This is a genomic window from Ruegeria sp. YTSA219 (genome assembly GCF_059609985.1).
In genome coordinates, this window is sequence record NZ_JBXWMT010000013.1 from 82,239 (window position 1) to 100,601 (window position 18,363).

The following is an 18,363-nucleotide window of genomic DNA, read 5'->3' on the forward strand; positions in this document are numbered from 1 at the left end:
TCAGTTGCTGAAGGTCGCCAGATAAGCGGCGACATCCTCAGCCCCTTTTTTCAGTTTGACGCTCATGTTCGGACGGGCGGTTTCGTCATCCAGATAATCCCTCAGGAAAACAATCGGGTCCTGCGAATATTCGACGATGTTTTCCTGTGTCCAGACCAGCCCTTCCTGGCCTGCACGGATCATGTCATCGGTGTACATCCCGATTGGTAGGCGTTCGCTTCCGTTCAGGTAATCGGTTTCTGTTCCGGCCACCCGGCCTACGACCCCATAGAGATTCGGCCCGGTGATGCCGCCTTTGACCAGAACTTTTCCATCTTTGATAATTGCATGGCACGAAGAGCACCGATTGTAGAGACTTTCTCCCTTTGCCGGATCGCCGGCGGCGATGGATTGCGATGAAAGGGTCAGGGCGAAGGTTAGAGTGGCTGTAAAAAACTTTGGCATGGAAAAATCCCGTTAAGGTTGGTCCTGTTACAGGCCCTTGGGACATTCCAGCCAAATGTGCAATCGAATTGAGACTCGTCTAGTGTGTTGAAAAATATCTATTTTTAACTCATTATTTTAGCCGAGGTAGATTCAATCGAAGTGGATTTTTGCGTGGCAAAATCAGGTCAGAATTTTGCAGATTTTCGCCGGTCAACAGTCTCCGGTTCTGTGTTGTGAGGGTGTTTTCGTTGCTTGGTTGCCATCCGAATCACTCCCTGAACCACCCGCGCGGCAGGGCAAACTTTCACGGGTAATCCGGCCCATCCCTTGAAAAAAACGCCTTTCGTTGTGACATGAATGCCAAGATGCGGCGTAGTGCGCGCCTATGACCGCTGGACGAACCGATTTCTCCCGGATAGATAGCCGCGATGAGACGCCGCTTTGATGCGGTGCTGATGCATGTTTGCCCGGTATTGCCGGGCGCCGGAATCGGAGAAAACCTCGTGTCCCACGCAGAAGACCACGAAGGCACCCGCAGAGATTTCCTCTACTACGTCGCAGGCGGCGCAGGTGTCGTTGCGACGGGTGCAGCCGTATGGCCCCTGATCAACCAAATGAACCCCTCGGCAGACGTTCAGGCGCTGTCCTCGATCCGCGTGGATGTGAGCGGTGTCGAGCCCGGAACCCAGCTGACCGTCAAATGGTTGGGCAAACCCGTGTTCATCCGTCACCGCACCGGTGTCGAAATCGACGAAGCGCAGAAGCAGGACGCCGATGGCGTGGATGCCCTGCCTGACCCGCTGGCCCGTAACTTCAATCTGAATGCTGATGCACCGGCCACGGATGCAAACCGCGTGATGCCGTCGCCGGAAGGCGAAGCCGCAGGTGCCTGGATCGTCCAGATGGGCGTCTGTACTCACCTCGGTTGTGTCCCGCTGGGCGATGCTGGTGACTTTGGCGGCTGGTTCTGCCCCTGCCACGGCTCGCATTACGATATGGCTGGACGTATCCGCAAAGGTCCCGCACCTGAAAACCTGCCCGTTCCGCCCGCTGAGTGGACGGACGCCAGCACCATCAAACTCGGCTAAGGGAGACCCAGATGTCCGGAATTCCCCACGATCACTATGAGCCGAAGACAAGTGGCGAGAAGTGGCTGAACAGCCGCCTGCCCATCGTCGGCCTGATCTATGACACCCTGATGATCCCAACCCCCAAGAACCTGAACTGGTGGTGGATCTGGGGCATCGTCCTGGCGTTTTGCCTGGTCCTGCAAATTGTCACCGGTATCGTTCTGGTGATGCACTACACTCCGCATGTTGATCTGGCCTTTGCTAGCATCGAGCACATCATGCGCAACGTGAATGGCGGCTATATGCTGCGGTATCTGCACATGAACGGCGCATCGCTGTTCTTTGTCGCGGTATACATCCACATCTTCCGCGGCCTGTTCTATGGCTCGTACAAAGCCCCGCGCGAGGTTACGTGGATCATTGGGATGCTGATCTATCTCTGTATGATGGGCACTGCCTTTATGGGCTATGTTCTGCCCTGGGGTCAGATGTCCTTCTGGGGTGCGACCGTGATCACCGGCCTGTTTGGTGCGATCCCGTTTGTGGGTGACGCGATCCAGACTTGGCTGCTGGGCGGACCGGCTGTGGACAACGCCACGCTGAACCGCTTCTTCTCGCTGCACTACCTGCTGCCCTTTGTAATTGCGGCGCTTGTCATCGTGCATGTCTGGGCTTTCCACACCACCGGCAACAACAACCCGACAGGTGTTGAGGTTCGCCGCGGTTCGAAAGCCGAGGCTGAGAAAGACACGCTGCCCTTCTGGCCTTACTTCGTGATCAAGGACCTGTTCGCACTGGCGGTCATCCTTGTTGTGTTCTGGGCAATCGTTGGTTTCATGCCGAACTATCTGGGCCACCCGGATAACTACATCGAAGCCAACCCGCTGGTAACACCGGCACATATCGTGCCCGAATGGTACTTCTTGCCGTTCTACGCGATCCTGCGTGCCTTTACCGGCGAGGTCTGGGTTGTTCAATTCGCCAGCTTCATCACCGGCGGCATCATTGACGCCAAGTTTTTTGGTGTTCTGGCGATGTTTGGTGCGATCCTGGCTATGGCTCTGGCGCCATGGCTGGACACGTCAACCGTACGTTCGGGTAAATACCGGCCGATGTTCAAATGGTGGTTCTACCTGCTGATCGTCGACTTCTTTGCCCTGATGTGGCTGGGTGCGATGCCCGCAGAAGAGCCCTATGCGACCTTCTCGTTAATCGCATCGGCCTACTGGTTCGGCTATTTCTTCGTGATCCTGCCGGTGCTGGGTGTCATCGAAAAACCCGATGCACAGCCGGAAACCATCGAAGAAGACTTCAACGCGCATTATGGCAAGGCTGACGCCGATGCCACGCCGGCCGAGTAAGAAGAGGGACCGGAAACATGTTCAAGAAACTTGCAATCGGTGCCGCGTTTGCTATCGCACTTGCTCCTGTCGCGTCTAACGCGGCAGGCGGAGGCGAACAGCATATCGAGGACTTCCAATTCTCATTCGAAGGTCCGTTCGGAACCTGGGATCAACACCAGTTACAGCGCGGCCTGCAGATTTACACCGATGTTTGCGCGGCCTGCCACGGCCTGCGCTATGTGCCTCTGCGTGACCTCGAAGCGCTGGGCTATTCGGAAGACGAAGTCACCGCTTATGCGGCGGGCAACTTTGAAGTGTTCGACCCCGAGCTGGACGATTTCCGCCCGGCTAAACCCGTTGACCATTTCCCCGCCAATGATGGCGTTGGCGCACCCGACCTGAGCCTGATGGCCAAGGCGCGCGCAGGTTTCCACGGCCCTTACGGTCTGGGGATCAACCAGCTGGTCAACGGCATGGGCGGCCCGGAATACATCGCCTCGTTGCTGGATGGTTATACCGGCCACGAAAAGGAAGAAGCGGGAACGATTCTGTACGAAAACACCGCCTTCCCCGGTGGTTGGATTTCGATGGCGCCCCCGCTGTCGGATGAGCAGGTCGAGTTTGCCGATGGCCACGCAAATGACGTCGAGCATATGTCGGAAGACGTTGCAGCCTTCCTGATGTGGACGGCTGAACCGAAGTTGATGGAGCGTAAGTATTCGGGCTTTGTCGGTGTTGTCTTCCTGACGCTTCTGTCGGTCCTGCTGTACCTGGTCAACAAGCGTCTGTGGGCAGGCGTTAAAGGCAAGAAGAAACACTAAGCGCCTTTTCAGAAAAGTTAGAAACCCCCGCGCCATTGGCAGCGGGGGTTTTTTGTTGCAAGCGTGTGGAAGGGGCGGATCAGGCGCTGAGCTGTGTTGCGGAGCGGCCGGTGATGGTGGCGGTCACGACTTGCCCTTCGGATTGAGCGGTTTTGAACGTGACTTCGGTGAACTGCTCGGTGCGGCCCATATGCGGATTTTCCATCAGGATGTGATGTATTTTGCCAACCTGCGCGGTCAGGTGCTTGGCAATCTGCACCTCGCCAGCGGCACGCAGACGGGCGGCGCGGGTTTTGATGACATTGCCGTTGACCTGCTGCGGAATGCGGGCAGCGGGTGTACCTTCGCGTTTGGAGTAGGGGAAGACATGCAGCCATGTCAGATCGCAATCGGCAACCAGCCTTAGCGAATTTTCGAAATGAGCCTCGGTCTCGGTCGGGAAACCGGCGATGATGTCAGCGCCAAAGGTCATCTCGGGGCGCAGCTTGCGGGCCTCTTGGGTAAAGCGGATCGCATCGTCACGCAAATGGCGGCGTTTCATCCGCTTCAGGATCAGATCGTCGCCATGCTGCAGCGACAGATGCAAGTGAGGCATTAGGCGGGGTTCTGTGGCAATGGCCTGCATCAGGTTTTCATCGACCTCGATCGAATCGATCGAGCTGATCCGCAGGCGCGGCAAATCAGGCACCAGCTTGAGGATGCGCATAACCAGATCACCCAGCTTTGGCTGGGCAGGCAGGTCAGCCCCCCATGAGGTCAGGTCGACGCCGGTCAGAACGACCTCATTATAGCCCTTATCGACCAGACGCATGATCTGGTCCACAACAACGCCCGCGGGGACGCTGCGCGAATTACCGCGGCCATATGGGATGATGCAGAAGGTACAGCGGTGGTCACAGCCATTCTGAACCTGTACATAGGCGCGGGAACGAGTGCCAAACCCGTCGATCAGGTGGCCAGCGGTTTCGGTAACCGACATGATGTCATCAACCTGGACGGCCTCGGTTTCACCAATGAAATCCGCCGCCATACCTTTCCAGGTTTCGGGTCGCATCTTTTCCGTGTTGCCAATGACGGCATCGACCTCTTCCATCTGGGAAAAGGTCTGCGGTTCTGTCTGCGCAGCGCAGCCGGTCACAATCAGCCGGGCATTCGGGTTTTCGCGGCGCAGTTTGCGGATTTCCTGCCGGGCCTTGCGCACGGCTTCGGCGGTCACGGCGCAGGTGTTCACCACCACCGCATCGGTCAGACCGGCCTGTTGCGACAGCTCTTTCATCGCCTCGGTCTCATAGGCGTTCAGGCGGCAGCCCAGCGTGGTGAATTTGGGCGGGTTCATCCCAGCGACCTCAGGAATTCCGGCGTCAGCAGGCCTGAGAAGACATGGGCGGTAGGGCCGGTCATCCAGACGCCATCGTCGCGCCAATCAATCCAAATCGTGCCGCCGTCCAGCTCGATCTGAACCTTGCGTCCGGTCAGGCCGCGCCGGGCTGCGGCCACGGCCGTTGCGCAGGACGAAGAGCCAGAGGCCAGGGTGATGCCAACGCCCCGTTCCCATACGCGCATGCGGATATGATCCGGACCGATCAGCTGTGCCACTTGTACATTGGTCCGTTCTGGATAGAGCGGATGATATTCATACCGTGCGCCGAACTCTGCCAGCGGAATCGCCTCGGCATTGTCGACAAAGAAGGTGCAATGCGGGTTTCCCATGCCGGTGGCGGTTGGGGCGCCTTCGATCGGCAGTTCCAAGGTGTCCACGTCTTCGGTCAGTGGAATCTCGTGCCAGTTCAGCTGCGGCAGTCCCATATTAACCGAAGTCAGCCCGTCCCCCGCATCGCTTGCATAGAGCGTTCCCCGCTCGGTGGTCAGGGTCAGGGTCTGTTTGCCGGTTTCCTCCATCAGAAACCGCGCGATACAGCGGGTGGCATTGCCACAGGCGGCCGAGGTCGAGCCATCGGCGTTGTAGAACACCAGATGGGCATCTGATGCGCCGTTTTCGATGACGGCGAGCTGATCAAAGCCGACCCCAAATTGCCGATGCCCAATGGCTTGAGCCAAGGCTGGTGTCACCCCGACCTCATGCGCGCGCGCATCCACAATGACAAAGTCATTGCCCAGCCCATGCATCTTCATAAAGGGCAATCCGGTGTTCTGAATTCCTTGCATGGCGGGCATATAACGTTGCTGCGGATGGGAATCCACCCTGTGGCGCAGATTCGTGAAAAAAGGGGTTGACCCCCTTGCGCCACCTGCCTAAGTAGGCCGCCTATCGGGACGCCGTTTCGAAAGAAACTACAGGCGTAACGAGGTGTGAAATAAGGTCTTGAACCCAGTCGGGAAAATGCCTTACAGAGCGCCACGGATCCAATGGATCCAAACAAAAGAGTGGGCCGTTAGCTCAGTTGGTAGAGCAACTGACTTTTAATCAGTGGGTCGCAGGTTCGAATCCTGCACGGCTCACCACTTTTTACATAGCACCAACGCGTTACGCAGGATCAGATTGATGCGAACGTATAACAACACCGCATGTGCGATGATCTGCCGAAGAGATCCGTGGCGATTGTAGCTGATCGGCGATGGCTTCTTCGATGTCACCTTCGTCCAATAACGGGTGTGAGAAACCAAACGGCAAGTTGACGAGACAAAGCCCTTCGAAGTGCGGAAATCACTTTACGTTCAAGTGGTTGCGATTTCTGCTGACCTCTGAAAGTAAATGGTGCCTCAAGAGGGACTCGAACCCCCGACCTTGTCCTTACGAAGGACCTGCTCTACCAGCTGAGCTATTGAGGCAAGCGAGGCTCGTTTAAACCCTCGTGCAGGTGCTTGCAAGCGGTGAAATCCCGGGTTTCATGACCTTAGAAGCACCTGTTTCCGCATTTCGTTATCACCGTTCTTTGAGGGTCCGGCGCGCACTGGAAATCGGAACCGGGTTGACTGCAGTTATATATTTCGATATTTCATGAAATATGGAAATTACAGCAACAGAACAACTGGCGACTTTGGGTCACCCGCAACGGCTTTCAGTGTTTCGCATGTTGATGCGACGCTTTCCTGACGCTGTCCCGGCCGGAGAGCTTGCCTTGGGGCTGGGGATCAAGCCCAACACATTATCGAACTATCTGAACGCGTTGCGACAGGCAGGGCTGGTCCGGCAGAATCGGTCTGGTACCTCTTTGCTCTACTCGATCGAGATGCAGAATGTGCAGCAGATGCTGGATTACCTACTGAACGATTGCTGCCGCGGACGCCCCGAAATCTGTATCCCGTCAGGCTGGGAAAGCGACAGATCAGCGGACCGAAAATATAACGTTCTTTTCCTGTGCGTTGGCAATTCCGCCCGTTCGATATTTGCTGAATCTATCCTTCGCGCGCTGGCGGGTGAGCGTTTCAACGCATATTCTGCGGGAACGCAGCCTTCATCCGGGCTCAACCCTATAGCGGTGCAGGTCCTTAAGGACAAAGGGCATGACGTTTCGGCTCTGCGCTCGAAACATATGTCAGAATTCGCCACCTCTGACGTGCCCGAGATGGATTTTGTCTTTACCGTCTGCAATCAGGCCGCGAATGAGGAATGCCCGGCCTGGGATGGCCAGCCGATCAGCGGTCACTGGGGCGTGGTCGACCCGGTCATGGCGACAGGCACGAAGGCTGAAAAAAGCCTGGCCTTCCAGAACGCCTATGGTTCGCTCAGGCGCAGGATCGAGGCCTTTACCTCGCTGCCGGTCGAAAGCCTCGACCGGATCGCCTTGCAATCTGCTGTCGACGATATTGCCAGAACATCTGACGAGGACATGACATGACAACCTACGCCGTGAATGGCCTTGGCCGGATGGGCAAGCTGGCCCTGAAACCACTATTGGAGAAAGGCGCAAAGATCGCCTGGATCAATGACGGGATCGGTGATCCTGAAATGCACGCGCATTTGCTGGAATTCGACACGGTTCATGGACGCTGGGAAGCAGATTTTGACTATGACAAAGACAGCGTCACCATAGAGGGTATGCACTTGCCGTTTGTCGGTACCCGCGACCTGAACGCGCTGCCACTGGACGGGGTCGACGTGGTGATTGACTGCACAGGCGCCTTCAAAACCGAGATCAAGCTGGCGCCATATTTTGATGCAGGCGTCAGGAAGGTTGTCGTCTCGGCACCGGTCAAGGATGGCCCGACCGCCAATATCGTGATGGGCGTGAACGAAGGTACATATGATCCGAGCGCGCATCACATCGTGACAGCTGCCTCTTGCACCACCAACTGCCTGGCGCCGGTGGTCAAGGTGATCCATGAGAATATCGGCATTCGCCACGGGTCGATGACCACAATCCACGACGTAACGAACACGCAGACTATCGTGGATCGCCCGGCCAAAGACCTGCGCCGCGCGCGGTCGGCTCTGAACTCACTGATCCCGACCACCACCGGCTCGGCCACGGCAATCACCCTGATTTACCCGGAACTCCAAGGACGGCTGAACGGTCACGCGGTCCGGGTGCCGCTGCTGAATGCCTCGCTGACCGATTGCGTGTTCGAAGTAGAGCGGGAAACAACCGTCGAAGAGGTCAACGCGTTATTCAAAGAAGCCGCCGATGGAGATTTGAAGGGTATTCTGGGCTATGAAACCCGCCCTCTGGTGTCGACCGACTATACCAATGATCAGCGTTCTTCGATCATCGACGCCCCGTCGACGATGGTGGTGAACGGCACCCAGGTAAAGATCTACGCCTGGTATGACAATGAGATGGGATACGCGCACCGTCTGGTCGACGTCGCGCTCATGGTCGGAGCCGCGCTGTGACCCAGAAGCCCGAAGGGTTGTCCGCCTATATCGCGGTCACGGCAGCCTATTGGGCATTCATGCTGACCGACGGCGCGCTTCGTATGCTGGTGCTGCTGCATTTTCATACGATGGGCTTCTCGCCGGTCCAGCTGGCCTATCTGTTTGTTCTGTATGAAATTGCCGGTATCGGCACCAATCTGGCGGCGGGCTGGATTGCGGCTCGGTTCGGGTTGACCTCGACGCTCTATGCGGGGCTTGGCCTGCAGGTGGGGGCGTTGCTGCTGCTGACTCAACTAGACCCTAATTGGGCCATTCCAGCTAAAGTGGCCTTTGTCATGATCGTTCAGGGTGCCAGCGGCGTGGCCAAGGATCTGGCCAAGATGTCTTCGAAATCCGCCGTGAAACTGCTGGCCCCGACCGAGGATGGCGGCCTGTTTCGCTGGGTTGCCCTGCTGACCGGGTCCAAGAACGCGGTCAAAGGGCTGGGCTTTTTGCTGGGCGCAGGTCTGTTGGCAACGTTTGGCTTTAACTGGGCGGTGCTGGCCATGGCTATGGTGCTGGGCGTCATCCTGATCGCGGTCGTTCTATTCATGCCGCCGGGCCTGCCCAAAGGGCGTAAAGGCGCAAAATTCTCTGAGGTTTTTTCGAAATCCCCCAATATCAACTGGCTGTGCTTGTCCCGCATGTTTCTGTTTGGCGCGCGCGATGTGTGGTTTGTGGTCGGGATTCCGATCTATTTCTATGCGGTATTGTCCGACGGGTCCGAAACCGGGAACCGAGCGGCCTTTTTCATGATCGGGACATTCATGGCGGCCTGGATCATCCTATACGGCGCAGTTCAGGCCAGCGCCCCGAAGATCCTGCGCGCCTCTGACCGGTCCGAGCCCCAATTGATCCGCGCCGCGCGCGATTGGGCCGTAACCCTGTTCTGCGTGCCTGCCGCCCTGACCGTCGCTGTAGCCTTATCCTCGGGGCCCGCCACTTGGCTGACCATTACGCTGGTGATCGGCTTGCTGATCTTTGGAGTGATCTTTGCCGTGAACTCTTCGCTGCATTCCTATCTGATCCTGTCCTTTTCTCAGGCCGAGCGGGTCACGATGGATGTCGGTTTCTATTACATGGCCAACGCGGCTGGCCGATTGCTGGGCACAGTGCTGTCTGGCCTCACTTACCAGATCGGTGGTTTGGCAATGGTTCTGGGAACAGCCGCAACAATGGTCGCTCTGTCCGCCATGGCCTCGGACAGGATGCAGGACCGTTTGGCGGTGGGTTAGCATTCTCACCAAGCTTGCTCGCGAATGCGGCATGGACGTCATTATTTTTGCCGATGAATTCTGTGACGGGACAAATGGAATTAGCCCCTACATGTTACGCTATCCGGCAGAAACGCTTTATTGGCGATGCCGCAGGGCATTTCAGCGGATCCAATTTGTTGTTTCGAAATCTCAGTGGCACACTCGGGAAGCGCGCAAAGCAACGCGTTCGAAAGCTCACTGAAGCAAAAGATTTTTTTTTGGTACCCAAGCAATAAGGCTTGCAGTGGTTCGTGGCCGACCGCTCAGCCTTAACATTCCAATGTCACTGCCCAGAGGCATTTGACTTGGAATGCCACCACTCGAGTTGCATGAGGTCCGAGCATCAGCATTCCTTGGTCGGGTAGAAGTTGATGTCAGACCACCGTCGCTATTCTGCAGCGTTCGGAACCGTCGCTTCTGCGTACATTCCCTTCACACGTTCCTTTGTTGGATCGAAATGCGGGAATGGCACGATCTTGGCTTTCAACCGCTTTTGTTGGCCGTCCAGCTGCCCGATTTCGATGTCCGCTCCAACGATGGCATGGGTAACAGAAACCCGACCCAAAGCGATGACCTTGCCGAGGATGGGTGATTTCATCGCGCTGGTAATCTCTCCGACCTGCGCTTTCCCAACGCGCACGCAGTCACCGGGTGAGGGGACCGTACCCCCTTCGATCTCAAATCCAACCAGTTTGCGGTGTGGGTGGGCCTTGCGCTCCTCTATCGCCGCCCGCCCAATGAAGTCGTCGGTCTTTGATTTCAGCGGCACAGTAAAGCCGATGCCGGCCTCGAACGGATCGGTCTGATCGTCGAATTCTGACCCGGCAAAGATCAGACCGCCCTCGATCCGCAACATGTCCAATGCGCCCAGGCCCAGAGGCGCAATGCCATACTCTTGGCCCACCTCCCAGACACGATCAAAGATTTCGACGGCATCCTTGGGGTGGCAGAAGATTTCATACCCAAGCTCTCCGGAATAGCCGGTCCGAGAAATTACAACAGAAGTCCCCTGCACATCACCAACCCGCGCGACCGAAAGCCGGAACCACGGCAGTTCGTCGATCGTTGGTTGCTGAGGCGGTGTCCAGAATATCTTGGAAAGTATGTCGCGGCTATGCCGCCCCTGAACTGCAATGTTGTGCAACTGGTCCGTAGAGTTGCGCACCCAGACATTCATATTGCGTTTGAGCGCCTGTTCCTGCAGCCACAACCCGCTGGTGTCATTCCCACCGATCCAGCGGAAGTTCGTCTCACCCAACCGGTAGACGGTGCCATCGTCGATCATACCGCCGTGCTCATAGCACATGGCCGTATAAACGACCTGACCAACGCTCAGCTTTTTCATGTTGCGGGTCACGCAAAGCTGCATCAGTTCTTCGGCGTCAGGTCCCACGACTTCGTATTTGCGCAGCGGGCTGAGGTCCATGACAGCAACCTTGTCCCGGCAAGCCCAATATTCGGCAATCGCGCCATGATTGGTCATCGTGTTGGGCAGCCAATAGCCATTGTATTCGACGAAATCACGGGTGTGCCGTGCAAAGCAGTCGTGAAATGCTGTTTTCTTAGTTTCTTCCACATCCGCCTCCGCAGATTTTCTATAGCCATAGGACCGCTTGAAATCCTCAGTCGCCTTATAGGTTCGCACTTGAATGTCTGTTGGATTCCAGCCATTTGCCGGGTCGATATCGCAGGGACAGCCGGTGCTGACGCAAACCAGATCGGTCAGGGCGCGCAGCAGGACGAAGTCACCGGGTCGCGACCACGGATCGTCCATGCCAATGGCGTTGGTGTCATCCAGCATCGTGTTGAAAAAGAAGTTGATCGCTGGCCAGCCACCGCGCGGCTTGATGCCATATTGGTCCAGATCCTTGTTGATATTGTCCGAACAATTCACATGGCCGGGATAGCCAAGGTCTTCATAATATCGCGCCGTACAGGCCAGACCGAACGTGTCATGGCGCCCACAGGTATCTTGAACGATTTCGATCAAAGGCTCTTGATCTACTGACCAGTACTTTGAGAAAATCCCGGGTTGAGGATACAAGCTGCCCATCAGGCTGCGTGTTGTTGTCGGGTCGATTTCACGCTCGATCCCCTGATCCAGTGCGCGGCGGCTGAAGGCCTGAAAATCGGAACACTCTCGGCCACGAATATCGACGATCTGGATGAATTCACCGGCCTTCACTTCATATGAGTGCGCATTTCCCGGCTGAATATTGAAATCCTTAAGCGGATCGGCCAGCGGATCGGGCGGTCCGACATCGGGCTTTTCCAATCCGGGCGCTGAGCGCTGGATGTACAAGATGATATCCGTAGGAGGGTTGTTGTCCTCAGGGCGCATAGCCTTGCCTGGTGCAGCGACAATCAAAAGACCATCGCTTTCCGCCACGAAATGCACCATGTCGCCCGGGCGTGAACCGCCAGCGAATGCCCGGATTGCGTCGCCTTTTCCGATGTCGAAGCCCGCGATTTCCAATGCACGCAGAACTTTTTTGCCAGATGCTGATCCATTTGCGAGGGTTGCGATCAAACCTTCGGGCCGTCCATGCCCCTGTGTGCCCAGCATGGCTGCATCGGAGCTTCGGTCAGGAGAAAAGAAGACCATCTCAGCCGGTTGCATCCCATCGCGGTCCAGCAGCGTGATGGTATCGCCCTTGGACACCGGTACCGCGCGCGACCCCATTCCGGGGATCGGGTGGCGTTCCGTTCCATGCGGCAGGATCGGAAGGCCGGGGGCCAGAACCCCACTGCGTTCGAATGGAACTTCGAAGACCGGCTTCACATTCATAGTGTGTTTTCCTGAATGGCTTCGGTTGCACCACGATGGGTAACCACCAAGAGGCATCCCGCCTCGGTTCGCGAATAGTGGCTGAACCCGGCAGCAAGGCTGACAAAATCGCCGCTGCGATATCGAAACCCGTCGTGGTCGGTCAGATCGCCCTCAAGCACAAAGAACTCTTCCGGCCCGTAATGGACATGAGGGTTCGAACGTGTGCCTGGCGCCATCTTCATCAGATAGCTGCCTTGTCCGGTTTCTTCATCGAAACTGATATTCTTCCACCAGACCTGCGCATCGGGCAGGCCGTCCATCCGCATCCGGACAAATCCGGGGTCATCGAAGCGGATAACGGTGCGTGCGCTCTGCTGTTGTGCCATCTTAGTCGAGCCCCAACCGCTTTTTGCGCTGATCAGCCCAACTGCTGATCGCCATGTCGAAGGTAAGCGCCATCAGCGAGACATTCATGCCGAGCACAAAGTTCTTGCCCAGTTCGGTACCTGCCAGAGTTCGTTGAAGTTCCTGCCCCAGGTCCTGCGTTCCAATGAAGGCCGCGATAATGACCATGAAGAAGGCGAACATGATGGCTTGATTAAACCCGACCGCCATAGTTGGCAGCGCCAGAGGGAACTGAACCGACATAAGCTTTTGCCGGCGGGTCGAGCCGGACATATCTGCTGCCTCGGTCATTTCCGGCGGCACGTTGCTGAGGCCAATAATAGTGTACCGGATCAGCGGGACGGCGGCGAAGATCAGAATCGAGAACACAACCGCGACATCATTGACCCCGAACAACATGATCGCAGGGATCAAGTAAATGAAGCTGGGGAAGGTTTGCGCAGTGTCGCAAGCCAGCAAAATGCTCTTGGACCAACGCGCGGACCGCGCAGCGACAACGCCCAGGGGGATACCGATCATGGTTGCCAGCGCAACGGCCGAGATCACGGTATACAAAGTAATAACCGACCGATCCCACCAGCCCGAGAACGCGACAATCGTAAAGAAGACTGCTGCGTAGATGCCCGGCTTTCGGCCACCAACCCAATAAGCAAAGGAAACAACCAGCAGGATGAACGCGGGAGTTGGAATGGCGAGTAGCGTATTCCGGAATGGAATCAGAACCTTGACGTTCAGAAACCAGCGTAACCATTCGGTTGTCCCTTTGATCATGTCGATGGCCAGGAACGACTTGATAACCACGTCGATTTCTTTGCCTTGGCTGAGATGCTGCTTGCGGCCAATTTCGGCCAGGATCGGGAAGACCTGAGACAGCAGAGTGAACCCAACAAACAGACCCAGTGCGACCAGCGAAATCTGGTGGCGCTTCCACCACGGGGTGCCGCGTTCGAAGTGCACTGGCTGTTTGACGACCCAGGCCTTTGACATCCGATCCAACGTGACAGCCAGAAGGACGATGGTTACGCCAATCTCGAAAGAACGGCCCAGCTTGAAACTACCCATCATCGCCAGCAGTTTCGCGCCAAGACCGGGCATTCCGATAAAGGCGGTCAGAACAACCATCGCAAGACACAACATGATCACCTGATTGACGCCGACCAGAACCTCGGTCCGCGCGGCTGGAACGTAGACGTGGCGCAACATCTGCCATTTGGTACATCCAGACATCTGGCCTGCTTCGATCACTTCGGGGCTGACTTTTTTCAAGCCCAGAGTGGTCATCAGGATCATCGGCGGGATGGCAAAAGTAATTGTTGCGACGGCCCCAGCTGTCGGTCCGACCTTAAAAAAGATCACTGCTGGCAAGAGATACGTAAAGAAGGGCAGGGTTTGCAGCACGGACAGCATGGGTTTCAGCATCCGCTCGAACCAGCTGTATTTCCAGGCGGCGATGCCTAGTATCAAGCCCAAAAGAAACGCCAGCGGTGCGGCAACCACGATGACAGACATCGTCTGCATGGCGATCTTCCACTGCCCGATCGCGGCCGTCCAGATGAAGGTTCCCGCGCCTAATGCGGCCAGACGCCAACCACCTACGGCGTAGCCGACGACGGCTGCCACTGCGGCGATTGCGGACCATGGGATCGGACCTAGATTGGGCCAACGGCGCTTGCCTTCCAGAAGGTTCGCTGACGTATCCAGCAGGAACTCAAGCGGACCTTCGGCGATAAATCGTGTGACATAGATCAGGCCAAGATCATTTTGGATAAAGTAGAAGACTGCATCCAGAACCTGCGCCGTCGGCGGAATCGCGGCTTCGGGGATGCGGTTTAGCCATTCGGGAAGAACTCCGACAGCTTTGGCAACGATCAGCACGAAGGCGGCGGCCAGAAGTGTAGTCAGGACTCTGGTTTTTCCCCACGTCCCGTCTGAAGTGTCCGGTACTTCGGTGGACAGCGCCGCCATCATTCAGCTCCAAGCAGAACATTCAATGCGGCGTCACGTTCCAGAACACCGGTGACAACGCCATTGTCATCCGCCACCGGCAAAAGAATGCGGTTATCGTTGACAAGAACCCGCGCCAGTTCGTGAATGGTTGATCCACCATTGATTGGTGCGCCCTCCAAGGCATGACCGTTCACAGGTTTTGCCAGGCCTTTGGCATGTACGACCCGGGCCTTGTCGACATCTTCGGTAAACTTGGCCACGTACTCGGTGGCAGGGTTCATCACAATCTTGTCGGGGGTGTCACATTGTTCGACCGCGCCGTTGCGCATGATTGCAATCCGGTCTGCCAGACGTAGCGCTTCGTCAAAATCATGCGTGATGAAAACGATGGTTTTGCCCAGCATCTCTTGCAATCGCAGGAATTCATCCTGCATTTCGCGGCGGATCAGTGGATCAAGCGCCGAGAATGGCTCGTCCAGAAACCAGATATCGGGTTCAATGGCGAGCGACCGGGCGATTCCGACTCTTTGCTGTTGGCCGCCGCTCAATTCCCGTGGGAAGTATTCTTCCCGACCTTCAAGGCCCACCAACTTGATGACTTCCAGCGCGCGTTCGCGCCGATCATGACGATCTTGTCCGCGCATTTCCAACGGAAAGGCCACGTTGTCCAAAACCGTGCGATGTGGCAGCAGTCCGAAAGACTGAAACACCATGCCCATCTTGTTTCTGCGCAATTCAATCAGATCGCGCTCGCTCAGGCTCATGATGTCCTGACCGTCAACCTCAATCGTTCCGCCTGTAATGTCGTGCAGGCGCGAAAAACAACGTACCAGCGTCGACTTGCCTGACCCTGACAAACCCATGATGACCAGCATTTCGCCACGGCCAACCTCAATCGAGACATCCTTGACACCGGCGATATACCCATCTGCACGGATTTCATCAAAACCGCGGCCAGCGGGCATGGACTTCAGGTAGCTCTCTGGCGAGGGCCCAAACAGTTTCCATACATTTTTGGCTGAGATGACAGGCGCTGTGGCGGACATGGCTGCCTAACTTTCTTGTTGAGCGCGGCCTTGCATCGATCAGATGGTCAAGGCCGCGCCAGTTTCGGTGGATGTAGCCGGATTATGAGCTGCAGGAACTGATCCAAGGATCGACGACAGCGCGGTTGGCGTCCAGCCATTCTTCGGCGGCTTCTTCCGGTTCAAGCTCATCAGTATCGACCAGCTTCGCCATCTCAGCAATCTGCGGATTGGTGAAAGAAATCTCTGTCAGGGCGCAATACGCGGCCGGCCATTTGTCTTTCATACCATCCCAGGCTGCCTTTTTCAGGTAACCTTCGGCGGGGTTGCCGCAATCATACAACGCATTCGGGTTAGGACCCTTGGCTGGGTCTTTGTCGCATCCGTCTTCCCATGCTGGGAACTCAACGAACTCACCAGGCCAGACGGCTTCGGCAAAGTTTGGCGTCCAGTTAAAAACCAGTACCGGTGTTTTGTCGGCCTCAGCCGCGCCTATCTCGGCCCAAAGGGCTGCGGCGGAACCCGCATTGATCACGGTAAAGTTCAGATCAAGTGCTTCGGCGCGTTCTTTACCATGCTTCAACCAGTCAACTGGACCATCCAGATACCGACCCTTGTCGCCGGTTTCGGCTGTCGCGAACAGGTGTGCGCAGTCGTTCAATGCATTCCAATCTGGCAGGCCCGGGCAGGATTCCTTGGTCCACATGGGATACCACCAATCCTCACGTGTAACGGCGTCATGATCGCCTGCGTCATGCAGGCCACCTTTTTCCAATGCCGCCCTGTAGGACGCGCCAAACGCGCCTTCCCAGACTTCCATCTCCAACGCCACATCGCCCAGGCGCACCGATTCATAGACCGCCTGGCTGTCGGTGGTGACGTATTCGACGTTGTTGCCCATCTCTTCAAAGATCAGGCCGACAACGTTCGACATCACGATCTGGCTGGACCAATTGTGAATTGGGATCACGATCGGGTCGCTGCTGTCTTCTGCAGTCGCCCCTGTTCCCGCAACTGCTGCCAAAGTTGCAGCAGAAAGGAGGTTTGTAAGTTTCATGTTTGCTCCCTGAGTGATGTTCATTTTTTAGGTTGTGGACTCTTCCGGCCCCGAATTTGTGCATTCTGCGCAGAATCGCCCCAGACGCAGAACAGAAATTTGAGGGTCTTTGACCATAAATTCTTGAGGCTAACCCGACTTTTTGCTATCTTAACAATTAGTTGCCTGATCGATTGCCCGCAGATGAGGCCAAATGTTTTTCGATCGCTATAACGTCCAGTTCGGGAATCCGCTCTGAAATGCCAAAGAAAACTTCAGTCACAGGGAAAGTCCTTCCGCCGCTCGACTATTTGTTGGCGTTTGAAGCTGCCGCAAAGGCGCAGAGCTTTGCGCAGGCCAGTAAGGTTCTGAACATCTCTGAAACGGCGATCAGCCGCAAAGTGCGGTTGCTAGAGCAACACTATGATGTGCCGTTGTTTGTGCGAGGGCACCGATCTGTTTCGCTTACCCAACAAGGGGCCATCCTGCTGGCAACCGTGGAGAAGTCGCTGGACCTGATGCGGGATGTCAGCCGGGATATGCTGGCCAAACATCAGGCCAACACGGTATCGATCTCCGCCACCAACTCTGTCGCGTCTCTTTGGCTGATGCCGCAACTTCGCAAGTTCAACAAATCAAATGGCCGCATCCGTATTTCGCTGGTCTCTTCTGACAGCGACGCAGAGTGCCTGTCGGATTCGATGGACTTGACGATCCTGCGTGGAGATGGCGATTGGCCGGGATACGAGGCACAGCTTTTGTTCGGAGAAACCGTATTTCCGGTCTGCAGCCCAGAGTATCTCAAGAGCAACCCCAAAGCGGCAGATATATCTGCGCTGCCGGAACTGGAACTTATCGAAGTCGCCAGTGGTCATGCAGAGTGGATGACATGGCGCACTTGGTTCAGTGGCAATGGGGTATCGACGTCCTCGATGGAACAGGCAGTGGAGTTCAATACCTATCCGTTGTCAGTGCAAGCAGCTGTCGATGGACTGGGAATTGCATTGGGTTGGGCCCATCTTGTTGACCCATTGCTTGAAAGCGGCACTTTGGTCAGACCGGTTCAGGGCGCATCAGTGCGAACACAGTCCGGATACTACCTGTTAAAAAGGCCTCTTCACAAAGCTTTCCCAGAGCAGCGCATCGTTGAAGATTGGTTGCTTGGTCTCAGCGCGGGTCGGAAAAGATACGCCTGATCGCTGTGGCCAGCCTCTGTTTCCTAATGATGAATCGAGTAGCACTTTCAGGGAGTGTTAAACTCGCATATTGACCCTAGGGAATAAATATTTACTTTAAAGAAAAATATATGCGAATCTGGTTCGGCTCCTTGCCGTTCTGGTTGGAACACTATTGGCCTATTTTATGCAGGGAGACCGAAACCCAATGAGCTATAAATCTGACATCGAAATTGCGCGTGAGGCGAAGAAGAAGCCGATTCAGGAGATTGG

At 56.2% G+C, this 18,363-nt stretch carries 15 protein-coding genes and 2 tRNA genes; 8 read left to right on the plus strand and 9 right to left on the minus strand.

Going from position 1 to position 18,363, the window contains the following annotated elements; translation table 11 throughout:
- Positions 1-444 (minus strand): c-type cytochrome, encoded by a 444-nt coding sequence (locus tag AC2FFB_RS16325; protein ID WP_496875194.1) that lies wholly within the window; start codon positions 442-444, stop codon positions 1-3.
- Between the two features lie 485 nt (positions 445-929).
- Here AC2FFB_RS16325 and petA point away from each other — a divergent pair, with 485 nt between their 5' ends.
- From petA to AC2FFB_RS16340, 3 genes are read left to right on the plus strand one after another with little or no spacing between them, the layout of a single operon-like run.
- Positions 930-1,514 carry a ubiquinol-cytochrome c reductase iron-sulfur subunit gene (gene petA / locus AC2FFB_RS16330; RefSeq protein WP_142640296.1) on the plus strand — a complete coding sequence of 195 codons (585 nt, stop codon included), beginning with the start codon at positions 930-932 and terminating at the stop codon, positions 1,512-1,514.
- 11 nt (positions 1,515-1,525) lie between these two features.
- Positions 1,526-2,857: a cytochrome b gene (gene petB / locus AC2FFB_RS16335; protein ID WP_142640230.1), complete on the plus strand. Its 1,332-nt coding sequence runs from the start codon at positions 1,526-1,528 to the stop codon at positions 2,855-2,857.
- A 17-nt stretch (positions 2,858-2,874) separates the two neighbouring features.
- Positions 2,875-3,660, plus strand: a complete 786-nt coding sequence (locus AC2FFB_RS16340) for a cytochrome c1 (protein ID WP_496875195.1) — start codon at positions 2,875-2,877, stop codon at positions 3,658-3,660.
- A 79-nt stretch (positions 3,661-3,739) separates the two neighbouring features.
- Here the strand turns inward: AC2FFB_RS16340 and mtaB are convergent, their stop codons facing one another.
- Both mtaB and dapF read right to left on the minus strand, forming a co-directional pair.
- Positions 3,740-4,996, minus strand: a complete 1,257-nt coding sequence (gene mtaB, locus AC2FFB_RS16345; RefSeq protein ID WP_496875196.1) for a tRNA (N(6)-L-threonylcarbamoyladenosine(37)-C(2))-methylthiotransferase MtaB — start codon at positions 4,994-4,996, stop codon at positions 3,740-3,742.
- Entirely contained in the window at positions 4,993-5,835 is an 843-nt protein-coding gene (dapF, locus tag AC2FFB_RS16350) for a diaminopimelate epimerase (protein ID WP_271951728.1), read from the minus strand. The genes mtaB and dapF overlap by 4 nt, the downstream gene beginning before the upstream one ends.
- A 212-nt stretch (positions 5,836-6,047) precedes the next feature.
- On the opposite strand from dapF, the gene AC2FFB_RS16355 reads away from it, so the two are divergent.
- Positions 6,048-6,123: transfer RNA gene (locus AC2FFB_RS16355), tRNA-Lys, on the plus strand.
- Between the two features lie 251 nt (positions 6,124-6,374).
- Here the strand turns inward: AC2FFB_RS16355 and AC2FFB_RS16360 are convergent.
- A tRNA-Thr gene (locus AC2FFB_RS16360) sits at positions 6,375-6,450 on the minus strand.
- A gap of 176 nt (positions 6,451-6,626) precedes the next feature.
- Here AC2FFB_RS16360 and AC2FFB_RS16365 point away from each other — a divergent pair.
- The 3 genes from AC2FFB_RS16365 to arsJ are packed head-to-tail and all read left to right on the plus strand — an operon-like array spanning position 6,627 to position 9,711.
- Positions 6,627-7,460 (plus strand): arsenate reductase/protein-tyrosine-phosphatase family protein, encoded by an 834-nt coding sequence (locus tag AC2FFB_RS16365; RefSeq protein WP_496694614.1) that lies wholly within the window; start codon positions 6,627-6,629, stop codon positions 7,458-7,460.
- The gene (locus AC2FFB_RS16370) at positions 7,457-8,455 is read left to right on the plus strand and encodes an ArsJ-associated glyceraldehyde-3-phosphate dehydrogenase (protein WP_496690451.1); all 999 of its coding nucleotides are present in this window, start codon (positions 7,457-7,459) and stop codon (positions 8,453-8,455) included. Before AC2FFB_RS16365 ends, AC2FFB_RS16370 begins: the two co-directional genes overlap by 4 nt.
- The gene (arsJ, locus tag AC2FFB_RS16375; protein WP_496690450.1) at positions 8,452-9,711 is read left to right on the plus strand and encodes an organoarsenical effux MFS transporter ArsJ; all 1,260 of its coding nucleotides are present in this window, start codon (positions 8,452-8,454) and stop codon (positions 9,709-9,711) included. Before AC2FFB_RS16370 ends, arsJ begins: the two co-directional genes overlap by 4 nt.
- A 409-nt stretch (positions 9,712-10,120) precedes the next feature.
- Here the strand turns inward: arsJ and AC2FFB_RS16380 are convergent, their stop codons facing one another.
- The 5 genes from AC2FFB_RS16380 to AC2FFB_RS16400 all read right to left on the minus strand — a co-directional run bounded on the left by AC2FFB_RS16380 (position 10,121) and on the right by AC2FFB_RS16400 (position 16,936).
- Positions 10,121-12,520, minus strand: a complete 2,400-nt coding sequence (locus AC2FFB_RS16380; RefSeq protein ID WP_496690449.1) for a trimethylamine N-oxide demethylase — start codon at positions 12,518-12,520, stop codon at positions 10,121-10,123.
- Positions 12,517-12,888, minus strand: a complete 372-nt coding sequence (locus AC2FFB_RS16385; protein ID WP_142640214.1) for a cupin domain-containing protein — start codon at positions 12,886-12,888, stop codon at positions 12,517-12,519. Before AC2FFB_RS16385 ends, AC2FFB_RS16380 begins: the two co-directional genes overlap by 4 nt.
- A gap of 1 nt (position 12,889) precedes the next feature.
- Positions 12,890-14,872 carry an ABC transporter permease gene (locus tag AC2FFB_RS16390; RefSeq protein WP_496751131.1) on the minus strand — a complete coding sequence of 661 codons (1,983 nt, stop codon included), beginning with the start codon at positions 14,870-14,872 and terminating at the stop codon, positions 12,890-12,892.
- A complete protein-coding gene (locus tag AC2FFB_RS16395; RefSeq protein WP_271951750.1) occupies positions 14,872-15,900 on the minus strand; it encodes a quaternary amine ABC transporter ATP-binding protein in 1,029 nt (342 codons plus the stop codon). The genes AC2FFB_RS16390 and AC2FFB_RS16395 overlap by 1 nt, the downstream gene beginning before the upstream one ends.
- Before the next feature lie 82 nt (positions 15,901-15,982).
- A complete protein-coding gene (locus tag AC2FFB_RS16400; RefSeq protein ID WP_281973700.1) occupies positions 15,983-16,936 on the minus strand; it encodes an ABC transporter substrate-binding protein in 954 nt (317 codons plus the stop codon).
- A 239-nt stretch (positions 16,937-17,175) separates the two neighbouring features.
- Between AC2FFB_RS16400 and AC2FFB_RS16405 the strand changes: the two genes are divergently transcribed.
- Complete coding sequence (locus tag AC2FFB_RS16405; RefSeq protein ID WP_496714206.1) at positions 17,176-18,111, plus strand: LysR substrate-binding domain-containing protein; 936 nt, start codon at positions 17,176-17,178, stop codon at positions 18,109-18,111.
- Positions 18,112-18,363 lie beyond the last annotated feature (252 nt).

What these genes read in the sequence shown, in the direction of transcription:
- AC2FFB_RS16390 (WP_496751131.1), bottom strand. Translation starts at nt 14,872, where the DNA reads ATGGCGGCGCTGTCCACCGAAGTACCGGACACTTCAGACGGGACGTGG.
- mtaB (WP_496875196.1), bottom strand. Translation starts at nt 4,996, where the DNA reads ATGAACCCGCCCAAATTCACCACGCTGGGCTGCCGCCTGAACGCCTAT.
- AC2FFB_RS16340 (WP_496875195.1), top strand. Translation starts at nt 2,875, where the DNA reads ATGTTCAAGAAACTTGCAATCGGTGCCGCGTTTGCTATCGCACTTGCT.
- AC2FFB_RS16365 (WP_496694614.1), top strand. Translation starts at nt 6,627, where the DNA reads ATGGAAATTACAGCAACAGAACAACTGGCGACTTTGGGTCACCCGCAA.
- AC2FFB_RS16395 (WP_271951750.1), bottom strand. Translation starts at nt 15,900, where the DNA reads ATGTCCGCCACAGCGCCTGTCATCTCAGCCAAAAATGTATGGAAACTG.
- AC2FFB_RS16405 (WP_496714206.1), top strand. Translation starts at nt 17,176, where the DNA reads ATGCCAAAGAAAACTTCAGTCACAGGGAAAGTCCTTCCGCCGCTCGAC.
- dapF (WP_271951728.1), bottom strand. Translation starts at nt 5,835, where the DNA reads ATGCCCGCCATGCAAGGAATTCAGAACACCGGATTGCCCTTTATGAAG.
- AC2FFB_RS16385 (WP_142640214.1), bottom strand. Translation starts at nt 12,888, where the DNA reads ATGGCACAACAGCAGAGCGCACGCACCGTTATCCGCTTCGATGACCCC.
- AC2FFB_RS16400 (WP_281973700.1), bottom strand. Translation starts at nt 16,936, where the DNA reads ATGAAACTTACAAACCTCCTTTCTGCTGCAACTTTGGCAGCAGTTGCG.
- AC2FFB_RS16325 (WP_496875194.1), bottom strand. Translation starts at nt 444, where the DNA reads ATGCCAAAGTTTTTTACAGCCACTCTAACCTTCGCCCTGACCCTTTCA.
- petB (WP_142640230.1), top strand. Translation starts at nt 1,526, where the DNA reads ATGTCCGGAATTCCCCACGATCACTATGAGCCGAAGACAAGTGGCGAG.
- AC2FFB_RS16380 (WP_496690449.1), bottom strand. Translation starts at nt 12,520, where the DNA reads ATGAATGTGAAGCCGGTCTTCGAAGTTCCATTCGAACGCAGTGGGGTT.
- AC2FFB_RS16370 (WP_496690451.1), top strand. Translation starts at nt 7,457, where the DNA reads ATGACAACCTACGCCGTGAATGGCCTTGGCCGGATGGGCAAGCTGGCC.